Raw genomic sequence first — 19,379 nt, forward strand, 5'->3', positions numbered from 1 at the left:
CATTCCTTTTTTTTATATTTTTTTTAAATAATTTTACTATATTTCATATAAATATTCTACAATGTTTAATTTTAATTACTTGAAAAATAATAAAAACTAGTTTGAATAAATACTAAACTATAAAAAGATTAACTTTTTTTTAAATTAACTTAATATGGGAGAAAAAAATGGATAGTTTATTAGCAATACTTATCGTAGTATATGTTCTTTTAATGCTACTTGTTGGATTTGTTGCATATAATCGTACAAGTAACTCAGTTGATTATCTTGTAGCAGGTCGTGAAACAAATCCATACATCATGGCATTAAGTTACGGTGCTACATTTATAAGTACGGCGGCTATTATTGGTTTTGGAGGTCTTGCTGGAACTAATGGTATAGGTATACTATGGCTTGTATTTTTAAATATTGCAGTTGGTATTCTTCTTGCATTTGTAGTATTTGGAAAACGTACACGTAAGATGGGTCAAGCTCTTAATGCTTTAACATTTCCTGAATTTATTTCAAAAAGATTCAATAGTAAATTTATACAATACTTCAGTGGAGCTTTAATATTTATTTCAATGCCTATATATGCTGCTAGTGTACTTATTGGTGCAGCCAGATTTCTTGAAACAACAGTAAATATCGACTTTAAAATTTGTATTATAATCCTTGCAATTATTATAGGATTTTATGTAATATATGGTGGACTTAAAGGTGTAATGTATACAGATGCACTACAGGGAACAATTATGTTTGCTGGAATGCTTATCTTACTTGTAAGTATATATCACATGCTTGGTGGAGTAACTAATGCTCATCACATGTTAACACAGATGGCACCTCTATTTCCAGAATCAGCCAAGGCAACAGGTGCAACAGGGTGGACAACATTCCCAACGATGGGATCGCCGTTCTGGTGGAATCTTGTTTCATCAATTATTCTTGGTGTAGGAATTGGAGCTATAGCTCAACCACAACTTGCTGTACGTTTTATGACAGTAAAATCAAATAAAGAATTAAATCGTGCAGTTCTTGTTGGTGGTGTATTTATATTTGTAACAACATTCACAGCATACATTGTAGGTGCACTTTCAAATGTATACTTCTTCCAGCATACAGGACAAATTGCAATTACTGCTGCTGGTGGTAATGTTGATAAGATTATTCCAACATTTATTAATGCAGCAATGCCGAATTGGTTTACATATATCTTTATGTTAACACTACTTTCTGCTGCTATGAGTACAATCAGTACACAGTTCCATGTTCAGGGATCTTCAATATCACACGATATTTATGGTGTGCTAAAAGGTCATAAAAGAGACAGCTTAAAAGTTACAAGAATTGGTATTCTTATTGCTATTATAATTGCTGTAGTTTTAGCATTCATATTACCTGAAAACATTGTAGCTCAAGGTACTGGTATATTCTTTGGTATTTGTGCTGCAGCATTCCTTCCTGTATATATTTGTGCTCTTTTCTGGAAACGTGCAACAAAACAGGGAGTTATTGCTGGAATTACTAGTGGTACACTTATAAGTCTTTTCTGTCTTATATTTACTCATAAAAAAGAGGCAGTTGGACTTGGAATTTGTAAAGCTTTAACTGGTCAAAGTGTTCTATTTACTGCTATGCCATGGCCGTATGTTGATCCAATGGTTATTGCATTACCACTTTCATTTATAATTACAATTGTTGTATCACTTCTTACACAGAATTCTAAAAAAGAACAAGAAGATATTGATGCATTATTTGAAGGTAAAACTGAAGGTGGAGATATAAATGATTGAGATTCTAGGTTTTACAGATCCAATGATTATTGCAGCATATCTTTCATGTATTATTATTACATTAATTTGTATAATTTATGGTGTAAAAAACTGGAATAGTGAAGATTAAATCTTCCTTTCCTATTTTCTTTTTTTTTATTTTGAAATTTTATTAAATTTATTTCTTTTTATAAATTATTTCTAGTATTTTTTTTTATTTGGAAAATTAGTTCTATTTTTTTTTAAAAATTAAATTAAATAATATTTTGTATATTATAGAAAATAAGAATTGATTTTTGAAAAATAAGTTTATATTAAAAAAAGTGGTATTTATGATAAAAAAGGCGTCTAAAAAAAAGTTAAAAAAAGAGAAATAGCTCTACGCTACTTCATCTATTCTGTTATTGCTTGTACAGGACATGCTTCTGCACATAATCCGCATGCAACACAAGCGTCTGCATCTATTGTGTAAGGAGTTCCTTCTGAAATACAATTTACTGGGCATGCTTCTACACATAATCCGCATGCAACACAATTATCTCCTATTTGGTAAGCCATATTTATCACCTTTATTAATATATAATATTAGTTTTTTAACTAACAATTAACTTTTTATGAGAATTTTAATATATATTTTACTATTATTATAAACACCTAAAAATATTAAAATAAATAATATCTAATCTATTTTGGATCTATTAATTCTTTTAATTTATCTTCATCAATATCAAGCATGTCACTTACTTCTTTTAGCTTTTCTGAATCTGATTTTACGTCAAAATCATCAAATATTCCCATAGTTTCATTATTTCCTAAATTTTCTGAAACTTCTAGTGAATTAAGAATTGTATTAATGTATGTTTTTATGATTTTCTCTTTATTTTCTTTGTAGTTTTCATCATCTTTAATGTCTTCTATTGAATTTTCATATACATTAATGATGTATCCTATGTCATATTTATCTGTAAATTCAAATACCATGTCAATATCATATTTTTCAACGATTTCAGATAGCACTTCAAGATAGAATATGATTTGATCTTTACTAAATAGTTCATATCCTGACTCTGTCTTATTTATACCTATTGCTGTTGTGATTTTATAGTTTAATTCATCAAGATCTATTTCATCATCTACTTTTGGTAGTGTTTGTAGTTTTTCATCAAGTATGCTTTGTGCTTTCTTCTCTATTGGTGTTTTTTTATGATTTAATGCTAATTCTTCAAAGCTGTTGTAGTGAAGAAGTAGTAGTTGTCTTTTATCATCTTCTGTTTTTGTAATGTCTAGTATTTTGAAACAATTTAGTATTCCTGATACTGCAAGATTCATATTTTTGTGTTCATCAACTAAGTGTTCTTTTGGAATCTCTTGAAACTCCTTTGATAATATGTAAAATCTTGTATTTTTTAATTGATTTGTAAGACATCCTACCCCATATACATCACAGGGATTGTATAAATATGAACCTACCATGTAAGTTTCAAATATTTCATCATCCATATGTGTATCATATACAAATAAATTATAGTTTTTAGGACTTATCTGATCTTTCAATTCTCTTTGCTGTTTTTTATTTAACTGTGTAAAATCAATATCATCTGTTAATTCAAATAACTGCTTTTCATCTTTAAAAATATTTTCATCACTCATAAATTACAACTCCCTATTTAAAAAAAAGGATAAAAAAAAGAATAAATTGGAGGTTAAGTTTCGGCTTTCTTTGAATTTTTACGGTAAGCTGAAGGCAACACGCCAATTTCTGATTTAAATGCCTTTGAAAACTTACTACTATTTTTATATCCAATCATACTTGCAATCTTTGTAATTGGATAATTTGTATTTTCAATTAAATCCTTTGCTCTTTGGAACTTATATGAACGATACCATGAATATAACGGTCTTCCATACATCTCTTTAAAACAACTTTTAAGTGTTGTAATATTAATTCCAAATTCAACTGATAAATCATCAAGTGATGCATAGCTTCCAATGTTACGTGAAATCATATTTTTAATCTTACGAACAACACGAATTTGAGAATCAGTAAATGTTTTAAGTTTAGGATCATCTTCAGGATCAACCATATCAAAGTTATAAATATGTATCATTAATTCCAGGAATTTAATACGAAAATAACCTTTCTTTACACCCTCCATTGATGAATTGAAGTTTATTATCTGATTTAAAACTTCCTCAATTTGATTGTTATTAGTATATATCAAGTTTGGATGGCGTCTAATAATTCTAAATAAATTATTAATAGCATCATTCGTATTTAAATATGATTTTAATACTTGACCACTTGTTTTTGTTAATATTATATTTAAAATATGGGTTCCTTCACCATAATTAAATGTATCAGGATATTCATCAATTGAGTATATATTCATATCTCCATCTTTTAAAAATAGATATTTATCTTTAGTATTTGCAGGAACCTGACAACGTCCTTTAATTATACAATTTATAATAATTGTATCTTTAGGATTTAAAAATTCAAAGATTCCATCATAATTTGATTCATTACTTCCAAGTTTTGCTGTTGTCTCTATAACTTGCATCTGTGGAAGTATATTATAATAATCTATTTCAATTTTTGACTTATATGGTGGATTTATTATTAATTTATGACCACCAACAATCTTTTCTACTGTTAAATATTGGAGATATTCATCTTTTATCTTAACATTGTTACCTATACTATACTCTGTTAAAACCATTTGATTATCTCCACTTTTTTTTATTACTATTATTTAAAATTTTATTAATAATTTCTCTACAATTAAAATTAGTTCACATATCTATAATAGTTTTACTATAATTAAAAAAAAATAAAAAACAAAGAAAAAAAAGAGGTTAAAAACAGAGATTCACACCTAAGGTGTAAGTCGTCTTCTATCTCTTGGGAAGAGAACTGTTTCTCTGATGTTTTTAACTCCAGTTAAAACCATTGTAAGTCTGTCTGCACCCATACCCCAACCAGAGTGAGGAGCCATACCATATTTAAATGCTTCAAGATATTTTTCAAATGAAGCAGGATTTAAATCTTTAGCTTCAATTTGTGAATATAATAAATCATAATCATGTACACGTTGTGCACCACTTGAAAGTTCTAAATCACGATACATTAAATCAAATGCAGTACTTTTTTCAGGATCATCTGCATTAGGCATTACATAAAATGGTTTAATTGCACTAGGCCATTCTGTAATAAAGTAGTAACTACCCATTGTTTCACCAAGAACTTTTTCAGCTGCACGATTTAAATCTTCACCATAGTTCATTTCAACATCATGACTATTTACAATATCAATAACCTGTTCATATGGTACAACAGGGAATGGTTCAGATGGAATATCAAGTTCATGATTAAGTGATTCAAGTTCTGATGCACAATTTTGTGCAATATCGGCATTAATGTTTCTTATAAGATCTTCAAGAATATCCATTACTTCTTCCTGGCTTTTAAATGACATTTCAGCATCAATAGATAATGCTTCATTTAAGTGTCTTAGTGTATCGTGTTCTTCTGCTCTGAAGATTTGTCCAATTTCAAATACACAGTCAAGACCTGTTGCCATCATCATCTGTTTGTAAAGCTGTGGACTTTGTCCAAGGAATGCTTCTTTTTCAAAGTATGTAATAGGGAAAAGTTCTGTTCCACCTTCTGTTGCTGATGCTACAAGTTTAGGTGTTGTAATTTCTATGAAATCTTTATCATAGAAGTAGTTACGTGTTGTGTGTAACATTTGACTTTTAATTTTAAAGATAGCACTTACATCATGTTTTCTTAAATCCATGAATCTAGCATCTAATCTTGTATCCATTTCTGCATCTACTTTTTCTGTTGTATCAAGTGGTAAAGGTAATTGTGATACATTTATAATATCAATATTATCAGGTATGATTTCAACACCATTTGGTGCTTTTGGTGATTTTTGTACAGTACCAGTTACAGTTACAATAGTTTCTTTTCTAGCTGCACGTACATCAGCCATCATTTCTTCTGATAATTTTTTACTTGGTGCTGTAAGTTGTGTTATACCATTTTTATCTCTGATTAATACAAATACTATTCCACCAAGATCTCTTATTTCATGTACCCATCCTGTTATCTTTACAGTTTCACCTGCAAGATCTTCAGTTAATTCGTTTGAATAATGTGTTCTTCTTGCTTTTTCAAATATGTCTGTCAAAATTTTTCACCTGTCATTATATATTATAATTAATCTAAATAAAAGAAAAAAAATATTTTTGTAGATTATATAATTTGGTATATGTAATTATATATCTTCTTAATAATTAATAAGAATTATTATAAAAAAAGTAAATTATTATAAAAAAAAATAAAAAAGAAAAAAAGAGGGTGATTACTTAGTTATCTTCAATATCATCTGCTCGTTTACGTATTGATTCAGCATGTGCAAATAATCCTTCAGTTTCAGCAAGATTTATAACCATATCTTTAATATTTAATACACCTTCTTGTGTTAATTCCTGTATTGTAGGTTTTTTAAGATAGCTTTCAGATGAAAGTCCTGAATACATTCTTGCCCCACCACTTGTTGGTAGTACGTGGTTTGTTCCTGAACCATAATCTCCACCTGCAACAGGTGTTAGATTACCAAGGAATATTGAACCTGCATTATTAATTGATTCTAAAGTTTTATAATGATCTTCTGTAACAACAACAAGGTGTTCTGGAGCATATGTATTTGTGAAATCTATTGCATCTTGCATATTATCTGCAACTAGTATGTGACAGTATTTTGATAATGATTCTTCAATAATTTCTGCTCTTTTTTGTTCTTTAAGTTCAGAGTTTATACAATCTACTGTTTTTTGTGCAACATCAGATGATGTTGTAACCATTATTGTTGCAGCATTAGGATCATGTTCTGCTTGTGCAAGAAGTTCTGCTGCCATATATTCTGGTTTTGCTGTATCATCACATAATGCAAGCATCTCTGATGGTCCTGCTGGGAATTCAATATCTACATCACCATATACAAGTTTTTTTGCTGTTGCAACAAAGATGTTACCAGGTCCTACAATTTTATCAACAGATGGTATTGTTTCTGTTGAATATGCCATAGCAGCTATTGCCTGTGCTCCACCTACTTTATAGATTTTTGTTGCTCCTGCTATTGCTGCTGCTGCAAGTATTTCATCTGCAATATTTCCATCTTTATCAGGTGGTGTACAACAGATTATTTCTTTTACTCCTGCAATTTTTGCTGGAATTACTGTCATGAGAATTGATGATGGATATGCAGCACGTCCACCTGGAATGTAACATCCAACTTTTTCAAGAGGTCTTATGATTTGTCCTGCTTTTACTCCAGGTTTTACTTCCATTGTCCAATCTTCTGGTATTTGTGCTTTGTGGAATTTACTAATGTTTTCTGCTGCATCTTCTAATGCTTTTTTAAAGTCAGGATCTATTTTATTAAGACTTTCTGTGATGGTTTTTTCATCTACTTTAAAGTTATCAATATCTGCTCCATCAAATTTTAGTGTGTAGTCATGTAAAGCTTTATCCTTATTTTGACATACATTGTCTATAATTTCTTGAACTGGCATTAGTACATCGCTTGAGTTCATCTGAATTCTTTGTGAATATTTTTGAAAATCTTCTCTTTTTAAATTAACTATTTCTAACATTGAATCATAGTCCTCCTATTTTATTGGTGTTATATTTTCTAAATAATAGTTATCTATTTAATAATTTATGAATGTTTATAAAAAAAGAAAAAAAATATGGGTGGTTAGGGTAGATTATAAGAAAATAATTTATTTTATTTTACCTACATCCATGGATTTGGTGTTCCTGGCATATCTCCACCTACAGGTGTTTCTGCTCTTGCTGCTACTACATCGTCAATTCTTAGAATTTCAACTGCAATTGATGCTGCTCCATCTACTATTGCTGCTTTTGTAGTTTCAGATTCTAAAACACCATCTTCAAGCATGTCTGAAACTTCACGTGTCATTACATTTATACCCATGTTTGGTGAGTCTTGTTGTGCTGCGAGAAGATCTGTTAGAATATCAATTGTGTTAAGACCAGTGTTTGCTGCAAGAGATAATGCAAGTTCTTCAAGTGCTTTTGCAAATGCAACTATTGCAACTTGTTCTTTGTCTTCAAAGGTGTTTGCATATTGTTTTAATTCTTTTGCAACTGCAATATCTGCTGCTCCTCCTCCAGGTAATACTTTATCTGAAGCCATTGCTTTAGTTACTGCACCAATTGCATCGTTAAATGCTTGTTCAAGTTGGTCTGTTACGTATTTTGTACTTCCACGTACAATGATGTTAAGAACTCCAGGATATTTACATCCTTCAATGAAGATGTATTCACGATCTTCATATACAACACGTTCATATACGTGTTCTGCTTCACCAATATCGTCGCTTGTTAATTCTTTTACATTGTTTACAATGTTTGCACCTGTTGCTTTTGCAAGTCTTTCTAGGTCTCCAGCTTTTACTCTTTTTGCTGTTAGAATTCCTGCTTCTGCAAGTAGGTTTTGTCCTTTGTCACTGATTTTTTTGTTGTTGAAAAGAACATTTGCTCCTGAATCTACAATTGTTTGTATTTCTTCTGCAAGTAGTTCTGTTTCTTTTGAAAGGTAGTCTTGGTATTCTCCAGGACTGGTTATTGTGATTTTTGCATCAGTTTCAAGTTCTTTAGAATCAAGTGGATATTGTAATAATGCTATTTTTGCATTTTTTACATCTTTTGGCATTTCTGATTCTACAACATTTTTATCTACAGTTACACATTCTGATATTTCTGTAGTTTCTGCTGCAGCTCCGTGGATTTTTCTTATTTTGATCATGTCAGCGTCAATTTTACCTTTTTCTTCTACATCGAGAAGTGCATTTACTAATTGTTCTGCCATTTCATCAAGGTTTGAGAATGATCCTTTACCAGACATTGATGTTTTTGCAACTTTGATAAGGTTTTCTTTACTTGCTTCCATTGATATGTCATCAAGTACTTCTAATGCTTTATCTGCTGCTTTTTCAAATCCTTTTGCTATTACTGGTGTGTCGAGTCCTTCTTCAAATAGAACTTCTGCTTGTTTTAATAATTCTCCAACAAGTACTACTGCTGTTGTTGTTCCATCTCCGTGTTCTTCTTCCTGTCTTTTTGCAAGATTTATAATCATTTGTGCTGCTGGATGATCAGGTTCTGTTTCTTTGAGTATGGTGTATCCATCATTGGTTATTGTTACATCACCAATTGAGTTTACAAGCATTTTATCCATTCCTCTTGGTCCGAGGGTGGTTTTTAGTACGTTGGATAATAATTTTGCAGCCATTATGTTGTTTCTAGTTGCTTGACTACCAATGGTTCTTGATGATCCATCAGCTAGAATTACTAATGGTTGTTGGTTGTTATTTGCCATATTAATTATCCTCCAAGGGTTTTATAGATTTATATTATTAAAGTATATTTTTTTGTGTAGTAAACTGATTAAATAAATAAACTTTTCTTTTAAATCTAAAAAATGATTCCCATGTTGTTAATTTATTTTTTTGTAGACTGAATTTTTATAATAAAATTGATAATTAATAAAACAATTTTAATATTAATATAAATTAATTTCTATCTAAAGTATAGTTTTATTATCTATATATATTATACTTAACTATATTTTAAGGTGTTTGAATTTATATAAATACTTTACGCTTTTCATTAAAAAAAAATAAAAAATAATATTAAAAAATATTATTTTCTTGCATTGAAAGTGTCAACAGCATCATAAACAACGTCCATTATAGCCTTATCAAGATCATAATCATCACTTATTGGAATTGGAATATTATCACAATAAACAACTTCAAGACCATGTTCTAATGCTTCTTTTGTTGCAACATCCACAGCTGCAGCCTTAAGTTCTGTTAACATAACATCTACTTTATCAATATTTTCCTTAATATCCTCTTTAAGTTTTGGTCTATTAGATAAGTGGGATGAAATAGCAACAACATTACATCCATAGTTTTCCTCCAAGTATTCCTTCATAAGAGGCTGTACAGATTCAGGAGCAGTTGTTGCAAAGAGAATATTACGTCCCTCTATTGATTCAACAGGTGCTGGTCTAAATATTGTTGGAATAACTTCAGCTTTAGGATTTATACTTTTAATTTCATCAATTATTACATTAAGTTTTGATTTAGAACAAATTTCACTATCACACATTGTAATTATAACAAGATCTGCAAGTTTTACACGATATGGTCCAAAGTAGCTTGTTATTGTTTCAAGTGGCTGATTTGCTCCAACAAGTACTATTTGTTTATCTGTTTTAATTGGAGGTATTGCAGATCCACTTCCTTCTATTGCAACAAAGTTTGTATCAAGAGCATTTGTCATTCTTGCCCCACTTTTCATATTTGTTCTAAATACACGTCCTGCCATACCACCTGCACAACGACGACATCCAACAGTAAGTACACGACTCATAAGTGCATCTTCCCAGTGATCTGATGCTGCATGAAGTCCTTTATCTGATTGTTCCATCAAGTATTTTGGTGTTAGTTTTATTTTATTTCCTTCTACAATTTCTGGAATTTCAGGTCCTCCACGTCCCATTGCAACAATACATGGTTTAAATTTAGCATCTTCACTTATAAGACGTGCAGTATATGCTGATATTGCTGTTTTTCCTATACGTTTTCCTGTTCCTATAATTTTATAGGATGGATTTTCAAGGACATCAAACTCTTCAAGTGGATTAAATTCAAAGTCTGGTCCTTTATATGTAGCACCAAGAGATAATACTATTGTTGCTATTTTAAATCGTTTTGTATAGTTTACTACAGGTTCATCTGATAAGTCCATTACAAGTTTTATATCGTTATCTTTAATTGTTTCTTCAATTAGTTCATATGGGATGTCTGATGTATCTTCTGCCATTAATACTTTTTTATTAAATAATTCAGAAATTACATCAATGTTTCCATCACGAACTTTTTCTGTTCCTCCTATTAAAAGAAGTAATTCAACATCATATCCATCACTTTCTAGTTTATCAATTGCTCCTTTTGTTACAGGAAAGTAATGTTCTCCATCAATTAGGCATAAAACTTTATCTTTATCCATAATAATTCACATCGAATTTTTATACTTTTTTTTGAAATTTAAAAGTATTTAATTGAAGTTTTATAAAACATGATTATTATAATTTAGATATTTGAATTAATTTCTTTTTTAAGTTAAAAAATATTAAAAAAATAATAAAATATATATTAAACTTTTAAGATAAATTATATTATACTATTTCATGATAAATTACTTTAGATTTTTTTTAGTATTCACAATTTTTTTATAAAAAATGAATCTTGAAATTATAATCTATAGTATTCAAGGATTTTTATCAAGAAGTTATAACTTTATTTTTAAATAATTGCAATTAAAATTTAAAAAGATAATTAGATAGGAGGGAAAATAATGGCAAAAGTAAAAGGTACAAACAGAAGAACAAGACCTAGATCCGGTTACAAAAAACAAGGAAACAAAAAAGGAAGAGGAGTAAGAGAAAAAAGATATAAAAGATAGTTTCTTTTACTATCCTTTTTTATAAATTAACTAACTTTTTTTATTAAACTTAACTTATTTTATTATTAAATTACTACTTTCATACTGATTTTATCTAAATTTTATCTATTGTATTAAATAAATTATCTAGATTTTCCCACTTCCAGACTTTATCTCGATTCCATCCTGTTGCCATGTTTGGTATGTATTTTCTTCCAAAGTTACCTTTAATACCCATACGCATACTATTTAGACCACATAGTATTAGTAAACTCTTAGGTCTACTGTATGCTACAAAGAATCGTCTTATTATTTCATTAAATGCTTCATCAATTGCAACATCTTTATCAACAACATTAAGATCTGAATAATCATCTCTTATATAATTTTCAATTCCATATGTATCTCCAGGCTTTTTTGGGAATATTTTAAATTCTGAATAATTATCTAATTTTCTAATATCTGATCCTACATCCACTATTACTACATCAAATTCAAGACCTTTTGCTTGGTGTATTGACATGATATTTACTGTTTCATCAAGATTTATATCTCCAAATGATTCATCATCTATCTCCATTACTCCTAGTGCTATTGGAAATAGTATGTTGTGAAATAGTTGTTTTGATGAAATATATCCTTCATATGCTATTGCATCTATTGTTTGTTCTATTGCTTCACAAATTATATCATAATATATCTTATTTTCTGCTGTTTGTTCTATGAGGAATTGTGATTCATTTTTTATAATGTTAATTAAGTCTGGCATATACACATTTCCTTCATCAATTTCAACTACTAGTTCTTCTTCTTTTTCATTAATATAGCTTGTTGCATATTCTCTCCATTGTGTTAATGTTTTTTGTGTTCTTTTTGGAATATTACTTACTGATGATTCAAGTTGTTTATCTTTATCAATAGATATAAGCATAAGTCCACACATTAGTGATGCTATTTCTGTTTTTTCTATATTTTGTCCACGTGGATTAAATACCATGATGTCCTCATCAAGTTTGAGAAGATTTTCTCGTATGTAATATGGAAGTTTTTTATTGTTACCTTTATTTATCTCCTGTGGTGAATATAACAGGTATGCTATTGATGGATCATTAAACTTCACATTAAATGATGAATTTATACCCTTAAATTCTACCTCTTCATTCATTTTAAGTGAATATATGAGGTGTGAAATATCATTTGCCAGCTCTTCCATATTATTTCTGAAAATTCCGACTACTGGATATCCATTTTCTGCTGTTTTTGTAGCAACTATGTCAGGTTTTTGTGATGTACGACACTGTGTGTATTTTTCATCAACTGAAATATAATCATTTAGGAAATTAACAATATTTGCAGATGATCTGTAGTTTTCATGAAGATAAACTATATTAGGTTTTATTCCAACAGATGCACTTATACGTTCTACATAGTTGATAAATAACGATACATTAGCTCCACGGAATCTGTATAGTGACTGATCATCATCACCTACAATTGTTATTGAACCATTATTATCTTTAACATAACTTGCAATTCTAAAATATATCTGCTCTTGAAGATAGTTAGTATCCTGGTATTCATCAACAAGAAGAACTTGTAAGTTATCTATAAGATCATCAAATGCATCTTCTTGTAGAAGTTCAAAGAAACGTCTTTCAAGTAGGGAATAATCAAGAATATCACGTTCTTTAAGTTTAACTTCATATTCATTAAGTATATCAAAGACTATTTTTTCACTACCAGCTTCTGCATACATCTTTGATATATCTGCCATATCATTATATACAGCAGATCTAAAATCTATAAGTTTCTTATTTATCTCAGAAACACTAAGTTTTGCAGATCCACCATTAAGATCTCTGATAAATTGTTTTAATTGTTTATCTTCTTGACGATCTCCATCAAGTAATGTTTGCATCATAAGAGCTGATGTTGTAAAATTATCAATAACACTTACATCATCATGTTTTGAAACATAATCTTCTGCAATACTATCAAGTGTTCCTATTTTCATTTTCTTAAATGAATTAGTAAGTGGTTCATCTATTGCATCTGCTATTTTTTGAGCCCAATTTATTGTTCTTTTTTCAAGTTCTCCTGCTGCCTTTTTTGTAAATGTTGTCACCATCATATTTTCTGGATTTATACCATCAACAAAGTAGTATTTTAGTATTTTAAGAACAAGTGTTGTGGTCTTTCCACTTCCAGGTCCTGCAACAATAAACTGATCATCATAAACATCAGCCAGTACTGCTTTTTTCTGATCAAGATTATCTTCTATATTACGATTTAGAACTGTTTTTGCAAGTTCAACAAACTTATCTTCATTTATCATTAAGTTAATTCCCCATTAAATTTTATATTTCCTTGATGAATTTCTAATTAGAATGTATATAAAAGATCATATTTAAAATAGTATTTTTAAAAAAAGAAAGAAAATAGGGGGTTAATTTAGTTTTCAAGTTGATTAATCTGGCGTAGTTGTTCATCAAATTCAAAGAATTGTTTTGAAAGACCTCTAAAGTATGGAATAAATACACCATGTATTATTAATCTATCTGGATTTATTCCTTCATCTTCAAGTTTTCTTTTCATTGTAATAACATTTTGACGTATCTCTGTATGTTTTGGAGAATCAGGGTATTCACCAAGGAATACTCCATCTGCACCATGAGTTAATGCATACTTGATGTGTCTGTATTTTACACGATTTATAAATGGAATATTTATTATACGTACAGAGTCAGGACAACTTACACGGTTTATTCCCATATTGTTTGCTGATACATTTCCTATATCATCAAGGAATGCAATGATAATTTGCTCACCTGGTTTTTTATCTTTTAGTGCTCCACGAATACTTGCCTCAAGTCTTTCATCACTTTGTCCTTGTATACTTATTGCTTCACGTTCACATGCCATTATACATACACCACATCCTGTACATGATATTGGATCAACTGATATTGAATGTTTACTTTTTGTAATTGCCTGATATACACATTCCTGTGTACATTTACCACAGAGTATACATTTTTTAACATTTACCTGTGCAATGTATGGTTCTACTTCAAGACCACCATTTACAAGTTCTGATATCTTTGTTGCAGCAGCATTTGCCTGAATTATACTATCTGTTATATCTTTTGGTCCTTGTGCTGTTCCACATACAAAGATTCCCTCTATATCTGTTGTTACAGGTTTCATTTTTGGATGTTTTTCTTTAATAAAATCATCCTCTGTTAGTGCTACATTAAGTTTACTTGCCACATCTATTGTTCCCTGTGATGATTCTAGTGCTGCTGATAAAACTATGAGGTCTGTTGGAATTTCCTCACGTGTTGATGTGAGAGTATCTTCTATTCTTACAAGCATATGATCTCCTTCACGTGCAATTTCACCAGGTCTTCCACGTATTAGTTGTACACCATTATCTTGTGAATATTTATAGTATTTTTCATATACTCCTACTGTTCTCATATCAGTATAACATATTATAACTTCAGTATCAGGATAATGTGATCTTATAAGATTTGCATGTTTTAGAGCTATCATACAACATACCTTGGAGCAGTATTTATGTCCTCCTGGCATCTGGTCACGTGATCCTACACATTGTATCATTACAACACGTCTTGGTACTTTACCTGTTGATGGTACAAGTAGTTTTCCCTCTGTTGGCCCATTTACTCCCATTATACGTGCTAGTTCCATCTGATTTATTACATCATCATATAGTTCATGTCCATATTCTGGACGTTGTGATGTATCGTATCTTTGATGTCCTGTTGCTATTACTATTGATCCTACAGTTTCTGATATTACATCATTTATTGCATCTAGATTAATTGCATCTGTTGGACATACCTTTAGACATGCACCACACTTGATACAATTTTCATCATCAAGTGTATATGTACTTGGTACTGCCTGTGGAAATGGTTTATATATTGCTTTTCTTGTTATTAATTCTTCATTCCAGTCATCTGGTACTATTGTTGGACATACTGCTGTACAACGTCCACAGCTTGTACACTTATATGGATCTACATATACTGGTTTTTTACTAAGCATTACATCAAAGTTTCCAGATCTTCTCTCTGATTTTTCAAGTGTTGTATTTGTTAGAAGACGTATATTTTCATGTTGTATCATTTCACTTATTACAGGATTAAGTAGACATGCTGCACAGTCTTCTGTTAGTTTTTCTGGTGAAAATACCTTTCCTACTTTTACCATTGATCCTCCAACTGCTGCTTTTTGTTCAATTAGTATTACTTCCATTCCCTGATTTGCTAATGATACAGCTGATGTTAATCCTGCAATTCCTGCTCCTATTACAAGTACTTTATTTTTTACTTGTGTTGGTATTTTTGCTAGTGGTTCATCATATTTTACTGTTTCAACAGCAGAGTTTATGAGTGATAATGCCTTATTTGTTGCTTTTTTTGGATCATCTGTTACCCAGGAGCATTGTTCTCGTATGTTTGGCATTTCAAATAGGTATGGATTTAATGGTTTTATATAGTTTTGGAACGTATTTCCATGAGTTATTCGTGAACATGCAGCTATTACTACACGATCCAGGTGATTTCTTAGAATTTGATCTTTTATTATTTGATTTCCTTCATGTGAACATAGATTTTGATGATGTTTTACAGAGATTATATCTTTATTTTCTAGTAATTTTTTTTCAATTGCATCAAGATCTATTACATCTGAGATGTTTCCTCCACAATGACATAGAAATACTCCTATTCTTGGATTTTCATCATCACTCATGTAAGTAATCCTCCTCACTGTTATATTCTACTCCTAGTTTGTCAAGTAATGGTTCTACATTTACTGTGTGTGTTTGTATTCCAAGTACTTTGTATGGATCTGCTCCCATATATAATGCTACAAGTTGTGCTATGTTTAATACTGCCATGTAGTGTTTTTCTTCTTTTTGTCTTTGTATTAATTCTTCATATCTGTCAAATTGTATCTGACAGTTTGGACACATTACAAGTAGTACATCTACTTTTTCTTCAAATAGACTGTCAAATTTATCCATTGTTGCTTCAAGTGAAAGTTGGCGATTTGCATATCTTTGTCTGAATCCATTTCCACATGTTAGTCTTTTATGATCATACCATCCTATTGTTGGTATTTTCATTGCTTCACATATTTCATCTATTACCATTGGATTTCTTACACCTGCTAGTGTGTCATCATAGTGTACTTTACAGTAGTGACATCCATGGTGTGTTGCTATTTTTACATTTGAAAGATCAGTCTTTTTGTATTTTGGTAGTTTATCACGCATTGCATAGAGTATATCTACAACGTGTGTTATGTCATCACGTACATCTATGTCACCTTTGGTGTATTGGAGGTGTTCAAGTCCATTTTCTCTGAATGCTTCATTGATTTCTTCTCGTGTTTTATCATCTTCATTTAATGTTTTTGCTGCATTTTTTAGTATTGCATAGCATGTTGCACACATTGGTACGTAGTGTTTGTGTTTGTTTTCTATTGCATGACTGAAGTTACGTGCTGCTAGTGCTACTGTTGATTTTTCATCGAATATATCATAGTAGTGTCCTAGTCCTGTACAGCATGATTGGTTTCTATCTATTACATACTCTATTCCTAACTTGTCAAATACATACTTTGTTGATGCTTCAACTCCTGGGTATTCGGCAGATACAAGGCAACTTCTAAATAGTGTAATGTCTTTTGTTGGTATAAATTTATCAATTTTTTCACTCATTAGTCATCATCTTCTTCTACTGCTTTTATTTGTTTTACTCGTTTTTTAAATCCTATTGCTTCTAATGTTTTTCCTACTTCTTCTTCAGCTTCAGGTAGTAAAAATCTACTTTCTAGCCCTAATTCTTCTCTTACTTCTTCTAGGTGTTCTTGTAGGTTGTCCCAATGTTTTCCATAGTCTTCTGATAGTTGTCCACAGTATTCTTGTGGTATTATTCCTAGTCCTTTGTCTATAAAGCTGTCTGCAAAGCTTATGAATGATACTATTTGTTTTTTTCCTTCATCTTGTTCTATTGCCATTTGTCTTAGTATCTGGTTTACTTCACATACACTGTTTCCTACAGGACATATACTGTGGCAGTTGTAGCAGTAGAAACAGTTCCATATGTCTTTATCTTCTAGTATTGTTGTGTCGTTGTCTAGCACTCTTTTTATTACTACTCTTGAATCGTAGTCTGAGTGTCTTGATGCTGGACATGTTGATGCACACATTCCGCATTGTACACATCTTAGTAGTCCTAGATCTGGTGATGCTTTTATATCATTTAGCACTTTGTGTGCTAGATCGTTTTCATCTTCTTTTTGACCCATTTCTCGTCTTTTTACTTTGGTCATATAATCACCTATTATTTTTTTTAATGATTTGTGTTAGTTTTAGTTTTCTTTTATTATTTTTTTTTATTAAGTTTTCATATATTATTTAAATTTTATATTATTTTAATCTTTATTTATATAACTATAGTTATATTTTTTATGTCTATTAAAATTTAATTAAATAAAGAAAAAACAACACAAAAATAGTTTAAAATCTTAGAAAAAAAGTAAAAAAATAAAAGTATGAGGATGTTATCTATTTATCCTCAAGATTAATATCTAAAGCTGCTAAATCATCACGGATTTTATCTGCAAGATCCCAGTTTTTATCAGCTCTAAGTTGACTTCTTACATCTGTAAGAATATTAAGAAGTTCATCTGATGATTCAGATGCATCATCTTCCACAATTATTGTAAATCCAAAGATGGATTCAACTTCTTTTAATGTATCAACAATTAAAGCTAGACTTTCAGCTGACACCTGGTTGTCTGCAATTACCTTATTTAATTTATGTGTGAAATCAAATAGGCTTGAAAGTGCAATAGGTGTATTAAAGTCATTGTTCATTGCATCAAAGAATTCTGATCTGAAACTTTCAAGATCATCAATAATAGAACATTCATCATCTTGTGGTAAGTTATCATTTTCTTGTTGTGCAACTACTAATTTTGCAGTGTTCTGTATACGTTTAAGACTGTTTTCTGCCTGTTTTAGTATGTCATCACTGAAGTCTATAGGACTTCTGTAATGTGTTGAAAGTACAAAGAATCTATATACATCAGGTTCATAGTCTTTGAGTAATTCTTTAATTGTAATGAAATTTCCTAGTGATTTACTCATTTTTTCTCCACGTACATTTAAAAATCCTGTATGCATCCAGTATTGTACTAGTGGTTCTTTTCCTGATGCTGCTTCCATCTGTGCAATTTCAGCATCGTGGTGTGGGAATATTAAGTCAAGTCCTCCACCATGTATATCATATTGTGGTCCAAAGTATGATTCTGTTATTGCTGTATCTTCAATATGCCATCCTGGTCTTCCATTTCCCCATGGTGAATCCCAGTAAGGTCCTTCATCTTGTTTTTTCCAGAGTGCAAAGTCTTTTGGATCTTTTTTAGATGTATCTACTTCTATTCTTGTATTTTGAAGATCATCTAGGTTTCTGTTTGATAGTTTTCCAAATGATTCAAATTTTGATACATCAAAATATACTCCTGTTGGTGTATCGTATGCATATCCTTTATCTATTAGATCTTGTATTTGATCTATGATTTCCTGCATATGTTCTGTTGCTCTTGCATAGAAGTTTACATTTTTAACATTTAATGTTTCCATATCTTTGATGTATTCTGCTTCAAATTTATGTGCAAGTTCTAGTGGATCTTCTCCTCTTTCTTTTGCACGGTTTATTATTTTATCATCTATATCTGTGATGTTTTGTAGATAGAATACTGAATATCCTTCATGTTTAAGATATCGTACTATTACATCGAATGATATGTATGTTCTTGCATGTCCTATGTGTGAATAATCATACACTGTAGGTCCACATACAAAGAGTTTTATTTTATTATTTTCGACTTTCAATGGTTCTTTTTGACGACTCATTGTGCTGTAAACATTTATCATTATATCTTAATTCTCCTGAATTAATCCACTTAATTAATTAAATACTATAAAAAATAGTAGAGTAAGTATTTCTTTTATTATATTTAATGTATGTTTT

The 19,379-nt window shown here is 30.2% G+C and carries 14 protein-coding genes; 2 read left to right on the plus strand and 12 right to left on the minus strand.

Annotated features, from left to right (window positions below; genetic code table 11):
- Window positions 1-167: 167 nt before the first annotated feature.
- Window positions 168-1,775, plus strand: a complete 1,608-nt coding sequence (locus MRZ80_RS05995; protein ID WP_292537266.1) for a sodium:solute symporter family protein — start codon at window positions 168-170, stop codon at window positions 1,773-1,775.
- Entirely contained in the window at window positions 1,768-1,884 is a 117-nt protein-coding gene (locus MRZ80_RS07380; RefSeq protein WP_342765192.1) for a symporter small accessory protein, read from the plus strand. The genes MRZ80_RS05995 and MRZ80_RS07380 overlap by 8 nt, the downstream gene beginning before the upstream one ends.
- Before the next feature lie 263 nt (window positions 1,885-2,147).
- Here the strand turns inward: MRZ80_RS07380 and MRZ80_RS06000 are convergent, their stop codons facing one another.
- The 12 genes from MRZ80_RS06000 to cysS form a co-directional block, all read right to left on the minus strand.
- Window positions 2,148-2,312, minus strand: a complete 165-nt coding sequence (locus tag MRZ80_RS06000) for a 4Fe-4S binding protein (RefSeq protein ID WP_292537269.1) — start codon at window positions 2,310-2,312, stop codon at window positions 2,148-2,150.
- 126 nt (window positions 2,313-2,438) lie between these two features.
- Window positions 2,439-3,404 (minus strand): hypothetical protein, encoded by a 966-nt coding sequence (locus MRZ80_RS06005; protein WP_292537271.1) that lies wholly within the window; start codon window positions 3,402-3,404, stop codon window positions 2,439-2,441.
- 53 nt (window positions 3,405-3,457) lie between these two features.
- Window positions 3,458-4,474 carry an AraC family transcriptional regulator gene (locus MRZ80_RS06010; protein WP_292537273.1) on the minus strand — a complete coding sequence of 339 codons (1,017 nt, stop codon included), beginning with the start codon at window positions 4,472-4,474 and terminating at the stop codon, window positions 3,458-3,460.
- 156 nt (window positions 4,475-4,630) lie between these two features.
- Window positions 4,631-5,950 (minus strand): aspartate--tRNA(Asn) ligase, encoded by a 1,320-nt coding sequence (gene aspS / locus MRZ80_RS06015; RefSeq protein WP_292537276.1) that lies wholly within the window; start codon window positions 5,948-5,950, stop codon window positions 4,631-4,633.
- A gap of 178 nt (window positions 5,951-6,128) precedes the next feature.
- Window positions 6,129-7,418: a histidinol dehydrogenase gene (hisD, locus tag MRZ80_RS06020; protein WP_292537279.1), complete on the minus strand. Its 1,290-nt coding sequence runs from the start codon at window positions 7,416-7,418 to the stop codon at window positions 6,129-6,131.
- Between the two features lie 143 nt (window positions 7,419-7,561).
- The gene (gene thsA / locus MRZ80_RS06025) at window positions 7,562-9,169 is read right to left on the minus strand and encodes a thermosome subunit alpha (protein WP_292537281.1); all 1,608 of its coding nucleotides are present in this window, start codon (window positions 9,167-9,169) and stop codon (window positions 7,562-7,564) included.
- A 323-nt stretch (window positions 9,170-9,492) separates the two neighbouring features.
- Window positions 9,493-10,869 carry a 2,3-diphosphoglycerate synthetase gene (locus MRZ80_RS06030; protein ID WP_292537285.1) on the minus strand — a complete coding sequence of 459 codons (1,377 nt, stop codon included), beginning with the start codon at window positions 10,867-10,869 and terminating at the stop codon, window positions 9,493-9,495.
- Window positions 10,870-11,419: 550 nt separating this feature from the next.
- The gene (locus MRZ80_RS06035; protein WP_292537286.1) at window positions 11,420-13,639 is read right to left on the minus strand and encodes an ATP-dependent helicase; all 2,220 of its coding nucleotides are present in this window, start codon (window positions 13,637-13,639) and stop codon (window positions 11,420-11,422) included.
- A gap of 116 nt (window positions 13,640-13,755) precedes the next feature.
- On the minus strand, window positions 13,756-16,086 hold the full coding sequence (locus MRZ80_RS06040; RefSeq protein WP_292537287.1) for an FAD-dependent oxidoreductase: 2,331 nt from the start codon (window positions 16,084-16,086) through the stop codon (window positions 13,756-13,758).
- Window positions 16,079-17,047 carry a ferredoxin:CoB-CoM heterodisulfide reductase subunit HdrB gene (gene hdrB / locus MRZ80_RS06045; RefSeq protein WP_292537508.1) on the minus strand — a complete coding sequence of 323 codons (969 nt, stop codon included), beginning with the start codon at window positions 17,045-17,047 and terminating at the stop codon, window positions 16,079-16,081. Before hdrB ends, MRZ80_RS06040 begins: the two co-directional genes overlap by 8 nt.
- Before the next feature lie 11 nt (window positions 17,048-17,058).
- Entirely contained in the window at window positions 17,059-17,673 is a 615-nt protein-coding gene (locus MRZ80_RS06050; protein ID WP_292537289.1) for a 4Fe-4S dicluster domain-containing protein, read from the minus strand.
- A 235-nt stretch (window positions 17,674-17,908) separates the two neighbouring features.
- Window positions 17,909-19,279: a cysteine--tRNA ligase gene (cysS, locus tag MRZ80_RS06055; RefSeq protein WP_292537510.1), complete on the minus strand. Its 1,371-nt coding sequence runs from the start codon at window positions 19,277-19,279 to the stop codon at window positions 17,909-17,911.
- Window positions 19,280-19,379 lie beyond the last annotated feature (100 nt).

Origin of the sequence: Methanosphaera sp., assembly GCF_022768985.1 — an archaeon.
Taxonomy (GTDB): domain Archaea; phylum Methanobacteriota; class Methanobacteria; order Methanobacteriales; family Methanobacteriaceae; genus Methanosphaera.

What these genes read in the sequence shown, in the direction of transcription:
- MRZ80_RS07380 (WP_342765192.1), top strand. Translation starts at nt 1,768, where the DNA reads ATGATTGAGATTCTAGGTTTTACAGATCCAATGATTATTGCAGCATAT.
- MRZ80_RS06010 (WP_292537273.1), bottom strand. Translation starts at nt 4,474, where the DNA reads ATGGTTTTAACAGAGTATAGTATAGGTAACAATGTTAAGATAAAAGAT.
- MRZ80_RS05995 (WP_292537266.1), top strand. Translation starts at nt 168, where the DNA reads ATGGATAGTTTATTAGCAATACTTATCGTAGTATATGTTCTTTTAATG.
- MRZ80_RS06040 (WP_292537287.1), bottom strand. Translation starts at nt 16,086, where the DNA reads ATGAGTGATGATGAAAATCCAAGAATAGGAGTATTTCTATGTCATTGT.
- MRZ80_RS06050 (WP_292537289.1), bottom strand. Translation starts at nt 17,673, where the DNA reads ATGACCAAAGTAAAAAGACGAGAAATGGGTCAAAAAGAAGATGAAAAC.
- hisD (WP_292537279.1), bottom strand. Translation starts at nt 7,418, where the DNA reads ATGTTAGAAATAGTTAATTTAAAAAGAGAAGATTTTCAAAAATATTCA.
- MRZ80_RS06000 (WP_292537269.1), bottom strand. Translation starts at nt 2,312, where the DNA reads ATGGCTTACCAAATAGGAGATAATTGTGTTGCATGCGGATTATGTGTA.
- thsA (WP_292537281.1), bottom strand. Translation starts at nt 9,169, where the DNA reads ATGGCAAATAACAACCAACAACCATTAGTAATTCTAGCTGATGGATCA.
- MRZ80_RS06030 (WP_292537285.1), bottom strand. Translation starts at nt 10,869, where the DNA reads ATGGATAAAGATAAAGTTTTATGCCTAATTGATGGAGAACATTACTTT.
- MRZ80_RS06005 (WP_292537271.1), bottom strand. Translation starts at nt 3,404, where the DNA reads ATGAGTGATGAAAATATTTTTAAAGATGAAAAGCAGTTATTTGAATTA.
- MRZ80_RS06035 (WP_292537286.1), bottom strand. Translation starts at nt 13,639, where the DNA reads ATGATAAATGAAGATAAGTTTGTTGAACTTGCAAAAACAGTTCTAAAT.